This window comes from Corynebacterium sp. HMSC056F09 (assembly GCF_001815785.1).
Lineage (GTDB): Bacteria > Actinomycetota > Actinomycetes > Mycobacteriales > Mycobacteriaceae > Corynebacterium > Corynebacterium hiratae.
Genome location: NZ_KV821896.1, coordinates 1 through 12,879, shown reverse-complemented (window position 1 = coordinate 12,879; position 12,879 = coordinate 1). Strand labels below are relative to the sequence as shown.

The window sequence follows — 12,879 nt, the reverse complement described above, 5'->3', positions numbered from 1 at the left end:
TTCTGCCCTTCTTTAATCTCTTTTCACACGGTCACCACGAGAGTACCAATTTCTCCACCTCGACCTGTGAGCGAAAAGCACTTCCGAGTAGACTTCTAGGTCGATTATGACTGCTACTCGCGAAGACCTCTACAACGCCCTCACGACAGTTTCCTCGAGTGATGAGCGTGCTTTCCGCCGCCGCCTCCGCAAGGCTCGCTCCCCCAAAGCGCTTGCAGCTATCGGGGCTGATATTGCATCTGCCCAGGAAAAAGTGAGCGCCATCGACGTAAACGTGCCGTCGATTTCCTACCCCGAGCAGCTTCCCGTTACCGGACGGCGGGACGATATCGCCGAGGCCATCGAGAATAATCAGGTGGTCATCATCGCCGGTGAGACTGGGTCGGGCAAGACCACTCAAATTCCCAAAATTTGTCTAGAGCTCGGCCGTGGACGCCGGGGTCTCATCGGCCATACCCAGCCGCGACGACTCGCAGCACGGACCGTCGCCGAGCGCATTGCGGAGGAACTCGGCCAATCAATCGGGGACTCCGTTGGCTACGCCATCAGGTTCGATGACCGTGTCTCCTCGACCACAGCCGTGAAGCTCATGACCGACGGCATCCTGCTGGCGGAAATGCAACGCGACCGCTTCCTCAACGCCTACGACACGATCATTATTGATGAGGCCCACGAGCGGTCCCTCAATATCGATTTTCTCCTCGGCTATCTCAAGAGGCTGCTTCCCAAGCGTCCGGATCTCAAGGTCATTATCACCTCCGCGACGATCGATCCGGAGCGTTTCGCCGAACACTTCGCTGACGCTGAAGGGAAGCCCGCGCCGATCATCGAAGTGTCCGGGCGCACCTACCCGGTAGAAATCCGCTACCGTCCCCTCGAAGTCGAGTCAGGGGGAAAGACCATTGACCTCGATCCACTGGACGCCCTGTGTGAAGCCATCGAGGAGCTCATGGCGGAAGGCGAAGGAGATATCCTGTGCTTCTTCCCAGGCGAGCGCGATATCCGCGATGCAATGGAAGCGATTGAGGGGCGTCATTGGCGCAACGTGGAAGTCACTCCGCTCTTTGGGCGCCTGTCCAACCAGGAGCAGCATCGCGTTTTCCGCTCACACAAGGGGCGCCGCATCGTGCTCTCCACCAACATCGCCGAAACCTCCCTGACGGTGCCGGGCATTCGCTATGTCGTGGATACCGGAACCGCACGTATCTCGCGCTACTCCACCCGCACTAAGGTGCAGCGATTGCCCATCGAGCCGATTTCCCAAGCCAGCGCTAACCAGCGTTCAGGGCGGTGTGGTCGCGTGGCCGATGGCATTGCTATCCGTCTGTATAGCGAGCAGGATTTCCTCTCCCGGCCGGAGTTTACCGACCCTGAGATTCTGCGCACTAACCTAGCCAGCGTTATTCTCCAAATGATTTCGCTGCGCCTCGGCGACATCGCTGATTTCCCCTTCGTCCAGGCCCCAGAGCCCAAAGCCGTGCGTGACGGCCTGCTCCTCCTCCACGAGCTGGGCGCACTCGAGGGCAAGGAGAAAGACGGGCTACCGGTGCTGACACGCATTGGGCGGGATCTTGCCCGCATCCCGGTAGATCCGCGCATGGCTCGCATGCTCGTTGAAGCCAACACCTCCGGATGCCTCCACGACGTCATGGTCATCGTTGCCGCCATGACAATCCAGGATGTGCGTGAGCGCCCCATCGACAAACAGGCCCAAGCCGACCAGGCCCATGCTCGCTTTAAGGACAAGTCCTCAGACTTTATGGCGATGCTCAACCTGTGGGACTTTGTCCAAGAAGCTCGCGATGAGATGAGCGGCAATGCTTTCCGTAAGCGGATGAAGGCTGACTTCTTGCATTACATGCGCATCCGCGAGTGGTTTGATCTGGTTCGACAACTCAGGGATGTCGCTAAGCAGCTCGGGTGGACGACCCAGGAGAGCACCGAGCGCCGCGCGGATGACATCCACATGTCCCTGCTGTCTGGCTTGCTGTCCAATATCGGCGCACGCGATGGAAACTCTAAGGAGTTCATTGGCGCACGAAATACCCGCTTCCTCATCTTCCCCGGATCAGCACTAGCAAAGAAACCGCCAGAGTTTCTCATGGCGGCCGAGCTGGTGGAGACCTCACGTTTGTGGGCCCGCGACGTAGCGGCCATCGACCCCGCTTGGGTAGAAAAGCTGGCCAAGGACCTGCTCAAGCACAACTATTCGGACCCGACATGGTCGCGCAAGCGAGGCTCTGCGGTAGTCACCCAGCGCTCGACCCTCTACGGTGTCACTGTGGTGGCCGATCGAACCGTTCCCTACCATCGCGTCGATCCCGTTGCGGCACGTGACATGTTCATCCACAATGCGCTTGTCGACGGCGACTGGACCACCCACCATAACTTCTTCCACGACAACAAGCGCAAGCTTGCCGAGGCTTCCGAATACGAAGAAAAAGCACGGCGCCGCGGTCTCGTTGTAGACGAGGACACGCTTTTCGACTTCTACGATCAGCGCATCCCGGAATCTGTGACCACTGCCCGACACTTCGACTCGTGGTGGAAGAAACAGAAAAACAAGCATTCTCTGGACTTCGACCCAGAAGCACTCCTCGAGGATGACCACGATGTCACTGAGGACGCCTTCCCGGATCGGTGGTTGAAGGGAAGCATCGATTACGACCTGTCCTATAAGTTCGAGCCAGGTGACCCGCTTGACGGCGTCACGCTCAGGGTTCCCGTTCCACTGCTGGCCGGATTGGATACTGAGGGATTCGACTGGCTCGTGCCGGGCCTGCGTCTAGAGCTTGTCACTGAGCTGATCCGCTCGCTACCGAAAGCGCTGCGCCGTACTGTGGTTCCGGCCCCCGAGTTCGCTGAGCGGGCCTTGCCCAAGCTCCTTCCCTATGAAGGAGCGCTCATCGACCAGCTCGCAGCTGTGTTACGGGACATGGGCGGCCAGGGCATCAACGCGGCTGACTTCCGCCCTGATCAGCTCCCGCCCCATTTGCGCATGAACTATGCCGCAGTGGACAAGCGGGGCAAGATCATCGATTCCGATCGCGATTTGAAGGCGCTCGTGCAACGCCAAGCCGGGCATATCTCGTCCTCCGTGTCGCGCGTCGGCCGCGCCGCCGAATCCGCTTCCGTCAAGGAATGGTCGGAAGACACGCTGGGCGCTATCGATGAGGAAGTGACCACGGTGGTTGATGGGCATGAGGTCACCGCTTATCCTGCACTTGTCGCTACGAAGGAGGGCGTGGCGCTGAAGGTGCATCCAACCAAGGCGGCTGCCGACGCCTCCATGATCACCACCACCCTGACGCTGCTACTCCGAGAGATTTCCGTAAACACGCAGCATATGGTCAAGGGCCTGCCCCTGCAGCAGCGGGTTGCTGTCGACGCCTACCCGCACGGCGGGGCCGAAGGTCTCGTCAACGATGCTCGGGTCGCCGCAGTACGCGACATCATGATGGAGAAGGGCGGGCCGGTACGAAGTCCTGGTGAATTCACCACTCTTCTCAACGCGGTTAAACCGGAGGTGCCAGGCCGCGTCCGCCAGGCGGTGGTCGCGATCGCCCCAGGCTTGGCAGAGTATTCGAACCTCAACGCTGAGCTCAATCAGTGGGAGGGGCCGGCAATCGATGATATTCGCGGTCAGCTGAAGTTCTTGTTGCCCCCGAATGCGATCACTATGCACGGCATGCAGCACCTTCGCCACCTGCCGCGTTATATCCAAGCCGCGCGCATCAGGCTCGAGGACATGAATCTAGACACGGATCGGGATGCCGACCGCCAAGCCGATGTCGACGAAGCGAAGGCATATCTGAACAATCGTTTACGCACGCTGCCCGCCGGCCGCGAGAAGACCCGTGAGGTCAAGGACATCTACTGGATGATCGAGGAGTTGCGCGTATCGCTCTTCGCACAACGCCTGGGTACCGCGCATGCGGTGTCCGTGCGGAGAATCCAAAAAGCCGCGGACAAGCTGCGCTAAAACGTTAGAAGCTGTCGCGGTCGCGCCGGCGCATGAGGCGAATTTCGGATTCAAAGTCGTCGGCGCTCTCAAAAGACTTGTATACCGAGGCGAAGCGAAGATAGGCCACCTCATCGAGGTCACGCAGGGGTTCCAAGATAGCGAGGCCGATATCGTTGGCGTTGACTTGTGACGATCCGTGACTGCGCACGGTTTCCTCGACCTCTTGCGCAAGCTTTTTCAAGGCATCATCGCTAACATCCCGCCCCTGGCACGCGCGCTTCACGCCGCGGATTAGCTTGTCCCGGCTGAAAGGCTCGGCCAAGCCATTACGTTTGACCACCGACAAGACAGCCTTCTCGATGGTGGTAAACCGGCCTTGGCACGCAGCACACTCGCGACGTCGGCGAATTGACGTTCCACTGTCGATCACTCGGGAGTCAATCACTCGTGACTGTTCGTTGTGACAGAACGGGCAATACACTGTGCCGTATCCTTCCTCTCGACCGCTGCGCAGACGCCTTCCGGCCCCTCGGGAAGTCTAGCGCGAAGAAACAACCGCTGTGGCTGATGCACCGCTAGCGCTAGGGGCCTCACCATCAATACTAAGACCACCCCACACGGTGCCGATAAATACCGCTGCACCGAAAACTGCTCCAAGAACATAGTTACCTACGTTCGAGCCGCTACGGCGAGGTAGGGACGCAGCACGCTGGTATGAAACTGAGGAATCCCCTATTCGATCTGTGCGCCCCTGTGTTCTATCTCTCGGCTCGAGCGTTCGAACACGCGACAAACCACTTTCACGCGTTAACGCGAACGAGTGACACCGCTCAGGTTCCCACACGGCCGCGGGCGGGACGAGCACAGGACCCTTTCCGGACTTCTCGGGAGTTACTCCATGCAGAGCAGAGCTGGTATTAAGTGCAATGGCCATGACAGTTCCTTTCCAGGACTTCTTCTTCATTGTGGTGATGCCTGAAGTGTAAGAGCGAGGTTCGACATCGTCGAACACTTCCATCGACCAACCGTTCGATTTGGTCTGTATGTTCGATTTATAGCAGGCGCTCGAAAGTTTGTCCACATCCAAGCGGCGTTAGTCGAACATTTTTTCTTTACGTGCTAAAAAGGAAACGGAAACACCAATACGGCGCACGCCACGATGAGCAACCAACGAGACGTCACCGCGATGCCCACCAGCGTCCTGCACGCCTCAACCCGACGCGCTGTTTTGCGCACACCGATAGCCCTAGGAGTAAGAATGCCCCGCAAGCCGAAGCGAAGCGACCAACCTACCCTCGACTCACTTTCCGCCCGTCAGCGCCGCATCTTGGAAGTCATCCATGACGCTGTCATGCTGCGCGGGTACCCGCCAAGCATTCGAGAAATCGGCGATGCAACAGGCCTACAGTCCACGTCTTCCGTGGCCTATCAGTTGAAGCAACTAGAGGAGAAGGGCTTTCTTCGCCGCGATCCAAACAAGCCGCGCGCCGTTGATGTGCGCCACTTCCCCGGCGCCGACGATCCAAAGAAGCCGGGCCGCAAAGCCGGGCAGGCCAACACCACAGCAGGGCAGTCCACTCCCGACGTCCCCGAGGATGCAGCAACGCCGAACTACATCCCAGTAGTCGGCCGCATCGCCGCGGGCTCTCCTATCACCGCCGAAGAAAACATCGACGGCTACTTCCCCATGCCAGGTGAGATCCTGGGAAGCGGCGAGCTTTACATGCTGCAGGTCGTCGGCGACTCTATGCAGGACGCCGGAATCCTCAATGGCGATTGGGTTATTATCCGCTCCCAGTCCGTCGCCGAAGAAGGCGAATTCGTCGCTGCACTCCTCGAAGGCGAAGAAGCAACTGTAAAGGAGTTCCACCGCGATTCTTCTGGAGTGTGGCTCCTCCCCCACAACGACGCCTACGCTCCCATCAAGGGCGATGAGGCCGAAATCATGGGCAAGGTTGTATCGGTGTTCCGCAAGCTTTAGGCACCCCTAAGCCACAACTATCCCTCCCCCAACCGGTTGCCCACGCCACCGCTTATTTCCACTCGGTGCGGGCGAACTGGAGGGAGGGATTTTTTCTTTTTACCCCCTTGTGTGTGTACATGTCCGAATCGCGCCGTTTAAGCGTCCGACATCACACATTTGCAAACATGCAGTATAAACATTGTTTTTCTCGCACGTTTGCCGCCAGCAATGTGAGCTTTTATTTGTTTGGTTCCGTTTTGTTCGCATTCAGTGGGACAATAGAAGCATCGCCGCAACATTCGTTGCTCTCTTCGCTCACATGCCCCGGCCCCACTTATTATCACCGCCGGGCGCAGCGACTACCACAGGCAAACTTCACTGGGAGGAACTATGTACGCAGAAGAGCGTCGCCGACAAATTGCGTCATTGACCGCCGTCGAAGGCCGAGTCAATGTCACTGAGCTTTCCGAACGCTTCGATGTTACCGCTGAGACGATTCGCCGCGACCTCGCGGTCTTAGACCGGGAAGGAGTTGTCCACCGCGTTCATGGCGGTGCGGTTGCTTCCCAATCGTTCCAGACTGCAGAATTTACACTCGATACTCGTCAGCGTTCCGCCACGGGCGCGAAAATGGCTATCGCCCGCGCCGCACTAGAGCAGCTTCCCGACGGGGGCAGTATCTTCATCGACGCTGGAACTACCACCAACGCCCTCGCTGACCTCATCGGACAGCGCTATTCTGCTGGCCAGTTCAGCATTGTGTCGAATAGCCTACCGATCGCCCTCTCGTTGGCCAGCAATGGTGTTTCCGAGGTGCAGCTCCTAGGCGGCACGGTGCGCGCGATCACCCAAGCCGTCGTCGGCGATACCGCCCTTCGCACCATGGCGCTGATGCGCGCAGATGTTGCTTTCATCGGCACCAACGCCCTGACCATCGACCATGGGCTATCCACGGCGGACTCACAGGAAGCAGCTATCAAGTCGGCCTTTGTTACCAACGCGCATCGCGTCGTCGTCTTGTGTGACTCGTCGAAGCTCGGCAATGACTATCTGGTCAGCTTTGCCTCGCTCGATGAGATTGATGTCGTCATTACGGACGCCGCTGCTCCAGCCGCCTACGTCGAAGCCCTGCGCGAGCACGGCATCGACGTGATTATCGCTTCGGAGAAATAGGCGGTTTCATCCCACGACCGCGTAAGGGAGGTGTGGTTCCCCGAGGGGCCTCTCGGGGAACCACACCTCCCTGTTTCAGCAGCGGCCTAAACCAAGCTAGAGCTACGAGGCAGTCTGGTATTCCTCCAGCAGCGCAATCACTGCGGATCGCGCATCTGCTGGGCTTTCGGCGTTGATAGCCGCCTCCGCCATCTTCTGGCACTGCTCGAGTGTGAGCTCAGCCAGCTGTGCACCAACGCCCGCAACTGCGGTCGACGCTGCGGACAGTGAGGTGACTCCAAGGCCAGTCAGCACGCAAGCGAGCATGGGATCGGCGGCGGCCTCACCACAGACACCAACCGGCACATTGTTATCGCGACCCACCACGCACGTGTGCTGGATCAAACGCAGCACGGCCGGCTGCCACGGATCGGTCAGGTAGGCCAGCTGCGGCGACAGGCGGTCCGCGGCCATCGTGTACTGAGTCAAGTCATTGGTACCGATGGACACGAAGTCGAGGTGCGGCATGATGGTATCGGCCATCAGGGCCGCTGCAGGCACCTCAATCATCGCGCCGGCGATGAGCCCGCGCTCACGACACAGTTCAGCAAACCACTTCGCCTCTACTGCCGTGGCCACCATGGGCGCCATGACCCAAGTGGTAGCGCCATCAGCACGCTTTTCCGCGGCCTGTGCGATGGCGTCGAGCTGACGGGTGAGAAGCGCCTCGTTGTTTCGGGCGATGCGCAGGCCGCGCACACCCAAGGCCGGGTTCTCCTCAGAGTCCAACGTGGCGTAGGAAATCGGCTTATCCGATCCGGCGTCGAGCGTTCGAACGACGACCTTGGATTCGGGGAAAGCGTTGAAAACCTTGCCGTAGATGCGTGCCTGCTCCTCCACGGTCGGTTCTTCGCTGGCAGAGAGGAAGGAAAGCTCCGTGCGGTACAGGCCGATCCCCTCTGCCTGCGAATCCGAGGCGATGCGAGCTGCGTTCCCGTCGGCCACGTTGGCCAACAGCTGCACGCGGTGACCGTCCTTGGTCTGGGCAGGGCCACGCCACTCGGCCACTCGCGCTGCCTTCTCGCGGTATTCCTCAACTGCCTTAAGTGAGGTGTCACGATCCGCGCCAAGGGACACCGTTCCCACGGAACCATCGACGAAGATCTGGGTTCCCGCTTCAATCGAGCGGAGATCAGCGCCAACTGCGACGATGCACGGAAGGTCCAGCTGGCGGGCGATGATTGCAGTATGGCTCGTCGGCCCGCCGAGCTCGGTGACCAGTGCCTTGATATGCGCAATGTCCAAGGTAGCGGTATCCGCTGGAGCGAGGTCATCCGCCAGCAGTACCGCCTCGCCTTCGACCATGGGCAGGCCCGGTTCCTGTTCACCGCGTAGCTGTGCAATCACGCGATCGCGCACATCCTTAAGGTCGGTTGTGCGCTCTGCCATCACGCCGCCGGCGGCCTCAAACATGGTGACGAACCTGTCCGTTGCGCCAACGACCGCATACTCAGCGTTCTTGCCGCTACGAATACCCTTGCGTACAGCCTTGTGCCAGCCTCGGTCCTTCACCATTCCGGCGGTAGCACCGAGAACCTCAGCAGCCTGGCCTTCGGCCCCAGCTGCCCGCTGCTCAAGGCGGCTGGCAACAATGTCCGCCGCTTCGAGGAAGCGATCGTACTCAGCATCACGCTGCTCCTCCGGCACGGTTTCTCCCGCCGTGGGCAGTTCTGGGCGTGGGCGGACCCACACCGCCTCAGCGTATGCAACGCCGGCGACGACGCCGGTGCCTTTAATGGTGGATGGGGATGCGTTTTCCATGACACATATCCTTACGGAGACGATGTTTTCTCTATCCAGATCATCACAAGTCGGTCAAAAATGCAACGAAAACCACAGTGATTCCGTTGACATTCGGGCACATACGGGCAATAATCAACATTAAGCAACATTAGTTTCACGCTGACCACGGGCAATCTGCACCGAAGTTCTTGTTCGAGCCGCCGCGGCGCTTTTGCCCCAATATACGCACTCCGCGAAAGGGGACATTGTCCACGATGATCCTTACTTTGACCCCCAACCCGAGCATCGACGCCACGGTGCGCCTGAACGAAGAGCTCCAGCCCGGCGCTGTGCATCGCGCCGAGTCTGTCTCCAGCGTTGCTGGCGGTAAAGGCGTCAACGTTACGCATGCCGTAACGCTCGCCAACGTCGACAGCTTGGCGCTGCTTCCCGCCGCCCCCGCTGATCCTTTCTTGGCCCTTGCTGATGACGCGTCCATCCCCGTACATGCAGTACACACGGCCGGCGCGGTGCGCACCAATACCACTCTGACCGAGCCAGACGGCCGGACGACCAAACTCAACGGTCCCGGCCCCACGCTCGATGAGTCAGTTCAGCAAGACGTGGCACAGGCCGTTGCTGAACACTGCGCCAACGCCGAGTGGATCGTCATGGCAGGCTCCCTGCCCAAGGGGGTTCCCACCGACTGGTACACGCAGCTCATCACTGTCGCTCGCGAGGCGAACCCCAACATCCGTGTAGCCGTCGACACCTCCGATGCCCCTATGGTGGCTCTCGGGGAGAACCTCGAGGTAGCCAGCCCCGATCTCATCAAGCCCAATGGCCTTGAGCTTGGCCAGCTAGCCAACGTTGATGGCCAGGCCCTCGAAGCTGCCGCAGAGAACGGTGATTTCAGCGGTGTGGTCGAGGCCGCGAGGGTCGTCGTCAAGCGCGGCATTCCCGAGGTTCTCGTCACCCTAGGTGGCGCTGGCGCAGTCCTGGTCACCGCCGATGAAGCGTGGGCCGCTACTCCCCCGCCCATTACCCTGCGCTCCACCGTGGGTGCCGGTGATTCTTCGCTCTCCGGCTATATCCTCGCCCGCCGCAGCGGTGCCTCCTACCCCGAAGCGTTGCGCCAGGCCGTGGCCTACGGCTCGGCTGCCGCAGCGCTCCCAGGAACCCAAATACCAACCCCTGAAGAACTCGATATTGAACACACGACGGTTCAGGCCGTCACCGACCTTTAGCAGTACTGAGGAGTACGTACCCGATGTCATCAGAACTCATCACCACCGATCTTGTGGCGCTCGACGCCGACTTCGGTGGCAGCATCGAATCAGTCATTACCAACCTGGCCACGCTTGTCCATGACACTGGCCGCGCCACGTCCGTCGAGGAGCTGGCCGGCCCCGCCATCGAGCGTGAAGCTAAGGCCGGCACCGGTGTTCCCGGCGGCGTTGCCATTCCGCACTGCCGCTCCGCCGCAGTGTCTGAACCCACCTTGGCCTTCGCCCGGCTCTCGCGCGGCGTGGACTTTTCCGGCCCCGATGGTGACGCCCACCTGGTATTCCTCATTGCTGCCCCGGAAGGTGGCGGTAAAGCACACCTGAAGATCCTCTCCAAGCTGGCTCGCGCGCTGGTAAAGAAGGACTTCTTGGAGGCTCTGCGCACCGCGCAGACCAAGGAGGAAATCGTCTCCCTAGTACTCGACGTGGTTAACGCCGAAAAGCCGAAGAAGAAGGCGGCGTCCAGTGAATCGGCACCTGCCGCTGCGGCTGCAGCGCCTGCCTCGACCAAGGCTGTGGACTCAAAGAAGACCCGCATCGTCGCCGTCACCGCGTGCCCGACCGGCATTGCCCACACATACATGGCGGCCGACGCCCTCACCCAGACCGCCGAGGAGCGCGACGATGTCGAGCTCACCGTAGAGACCCAGGGTTCCTCCAACAACACCGCTGTTTCGGCAGACACCATCGCGGCTGCCGACGCCGTCATTTTCGCCACCGACGTCGGCGTTCGCGACCGGGAGCGCTTCGCCGGCAAGCCCGTCATCGAATCGGGCGTTAAGCGCGCCATCAACGAACCGGGCGTGATGCTCGATGAGGCCATCGCCGCGTCGAAGAATCCCAATGCGCACAAGGTGGCAGGCACGGCAGGCGCAGCCTCCTCTAGTTCCGCGGAAGAAGGCGAAGGACTGGGCTGGGGCAAGCGCATTCAGCAGGCCATCATGACCGGCGTGTCCTACATGGTGCCCTTCGTCGCCGCCGGCGGCCTCCTCTTGGCCTTGGGCTTCCTCTTCGGCGGTTACGACATGGCCAACGGATGGCAGGCCATCACTACTGATTACTCCCTGACCAACCTGCCGGGCCATGACGTCATGGTTGATGGCGAAATGATGACCTTCCAGAAGGCAGGATTCGCCCTATACATCGGCGCCGTGCTCTTCGCGATTGGTCAAGCATCGATGGGATTCATCGTCGCAGCGCTCTCCGGCTACATCGCCTTCGCACTGGCAGGCCGCCCGGGCATCGCGCCGGGCTTCGCCGGCGGTGCTATTGCTGTTACCTTGGGCGCCGGCTTCATCGGTGGTCTGGTCACCGGTCTCATCGCTGGCTTCGTTGCGATGTGGATTGGCAAGTGGAAGGTCCCGCGCTGGATCGGCTCCCTCATGCCTGTGGTCATCATCCCGCTGCTCGCCACGATGATTACTGGCCTGCTCATGTATCTGCTTCTCGGTGCCCCGCTGGCCGCCATCATGAACGGTCTGCAGAACTGGCTGGCCTCCATGTCTGGCTCCTCAGCAGTGCTTCTGGGCATCATCCTCGGTCTCATGATGTGCTCCGACCTGGGTGGCCCAGTCAACAAGGCTGCTTACCTCTTCGCTACTGCTGGCCTGTCCACGGGTGATGAGGCTTCCATGAAAATCATGGCCGCCGTTATGGCCTCCGGCATGGTTCCGCCGATTGCGCTGTCCATCGCTACCTTCGTACGCAAGAACCTGTTCACGCCCGCGGAGCAGGAGAACGGCAAGTCGGCCTGGCTGCTGGGTCTGTCCTTCGTTTCCGAGGGCGCTATCCCGTTCGCTGCTGCCGACCCGCTGCGTGTCATCCCTTCGATGATGCTCGGTGGCGCAGTAACTGGTGCGCTGTCGATGTCCCTGGACGTCATGTCTCGCGCCCCGCACGGCGGAATCTTCGTTATCTTCGCTATCGAACCTGCGTGGGCCTACTTTGTGGCTATCCTTGCCGGCGTCATCGTCTCCGCCATTGCAGTCATCGCGATGAAGCAATTCTGGCCGAACAAGGCTGCTGAAGAAGCTGCTGCGAAGGCAGACAAAGCCAAGGCTGCCGCCTAGCGCTTAAGCCGCGTACACTTGTAAGCACGAAACACCGTAATTCGAAAGGATTATCATCATGGCTTCTAAGACCGTCAAGGTTGGCTCCTCCGTCGGACTGCACGCACGTCCGGCCTCCATCATCGCTGACGCCGCCGCTGAGTTCGATGAGGACATCTTCCTCACCCTCGTTGGCGATGAGGACGAGGATGAGACCGATGCCGCTTCTTCCCTCATGATCATGGCTCTCGGCGCCGAGCAGGGCGACGAAGTCACCGTGACCTCCGAGAACGAGGCCGCTGTGGAGAAGATCGCCGGTCTCATCGAGCAGGACCTCGACGCTTCCTAAACGGCATCCTGCCGCTTAAGGCCCACGCTCCCGCTTCCCTCTTTGCTGAGGGTAGCGGGAGCTTTCTGTTGCTTGGTTGTCTAGCACAAGGTTCCAGTCATCAGGCTCTACTCAAACGGTTCTGTTGGGGGCAAGGAAACCAAATAGAGGTGCCTAGAAGGTTCATTTGACCTCAGAAGAACCTTCTGACCCAAACCGTTTGAATGGAACCATGTGTATGCGCGTCTTCATACCGCAGAGGGACCGAAGTAAAAGCACCTTATGCAGATTCCTGCACGAATTCACCTGGGGCTTTCTAAATCAAACGGCGCCTGCCTTTGAGTTGTGAACATCCC

8 protein-coding genes are annotated in these 12,879 nt (G+C 60.0%); 6 read left to right on the top strand and 2 right to left on the bottom strand.

Annotated features, from left to right (window positions below; translation table 11 throughout):
* Nucleotides 1-106 precede the first annotated feature (106 nt).
* Complete coding sequence (hrpA, locus tag HMPREF3056_RS01690) at nucleotides 107-3,982, top strand: ATP-dependent RNA helicase HrpA (protein ID WP_070753994.1); 3,876 nt, start codon at nucleotides 107-109, stop codon at nucleotides 3,980-3,982.
* 4 nt (nucleotides 3,983-3,986) lie between these two features.
* Here the strand turns inward: hrpA and nrdR are convergent, their stop codons facing one another.
* Nucleotides 3,987-4,445 (bottom strand): transcriptional regulator NrdR, encoded by a 459-nt coding sequence (gene nrdR / locus HMPREF3056_RS01685; protein ID WP_070753993.1) that lies wholly within the window; start codon nucleotides 4,443-4,445, stop codon nucleotides 3,987-3,989.
* A gap of 777 nt (nucleotides 4,446-5,222) precedes the next feature.
* On the opposite strand from nrdR, the gene lexA reads away from it, so the two are divergent.
* Together lexA and HMPREF3056_RS01675 are read left to right on the top strand one after the other, a co-directional pair.
* A complete protein-coding gene (gene lexA / locus HMPREF3056_RS01680; RefSeq protein WP_046648227.1) occupies nucleotides 5,223-5,945 on the top strand; it encodes a transcriptional repressor LexA in 723 nt (240 codons plus the stop codon).
* A gap of 372 nt (nucleotides 5,946-6,317) precedes the next feature.
* On the top strand, nucleotides 6,318-7,100 hold the full coding sequence (locus tag HMPREF3056_RS01675) for a DeoR/GlpR family DNA-binding transcription regulator (protein ID WP_046648229.1): 783 nt from the start codon (nucleotides 6,318-6,320) through the stop codon (nucleotides 7,098-7,100).
* A gap of 102 nt (nucleotides 7,101-7,202) precedes the next feature.
* On the opposite strand, the gene ptsP is transcribed toward HMPREF3056_RS01675, so the two are convergent.
* Nucleotides 7,203-8,900 carry a phosphoenolpyruvate--protein phosphotransferase gene (gene ptsP / locus HMPREF3056_RS01670; protein WP_070753992.1) on the bottom strand — a complete coding sequence of 566 codons (1,698 nt, stop codon included), beginning with the start codon at nucleotides 8,898-8,900 and terminating at the stop codon, nucleotides 7,203-7,205.
* A gap of 236 nt (nucleotides 8,901-9,136) precedes the next feature.
* Between ptsP and pfkB the strand changes: the two genes are divergently transcribed.
* Genes pfkB through HMPREF3056_RS01655 form a run of 3 tightly spaced genes read left to right on the top strand, consistent with a single transcriptional unit; the run spans nucleotide 9,137 to nucleotide 12,544 of the window.
* Nucleotides 9,137-10,108, top strand: coding sequence for a 1-phosphofructokinase (pfkB, locus tag HMPREF3056_RS01665; RefSeq protein WP_070753991.1), 972 nt, complete (start codon nucleotides 9,137-9,139; stop codon nucleotides 10,106-10,108).
* A gap of 23 nt (nucleotides 10,109-10,131) precedes the next feature.
* Nucleotides 10,132-12,216, top strand: a complete 2,085-nt coding sequence (locus HMPREF3056_RS01660; protein WP_070753990.1) for a PTS fructose transporter subunit IIABC — start codon at nucleotides 10,132-10,134, stop codon at nucleotides 12,214-12,216.
* Between the two features lie 58 nt (nucleotides 12,217-12,274).
* A complete protein-coding gene (locus HMPREF3056_RS01655; protein WP_010190265.1) occupies nucleotides 12,275-12,544 on the top strand; it encodes an HPr family phosphocarrier protein in 270 nt (89 codons plus the stop codon).
* Nucleotides 12,545-12,879: the final 335 nt, after the last annotated feature.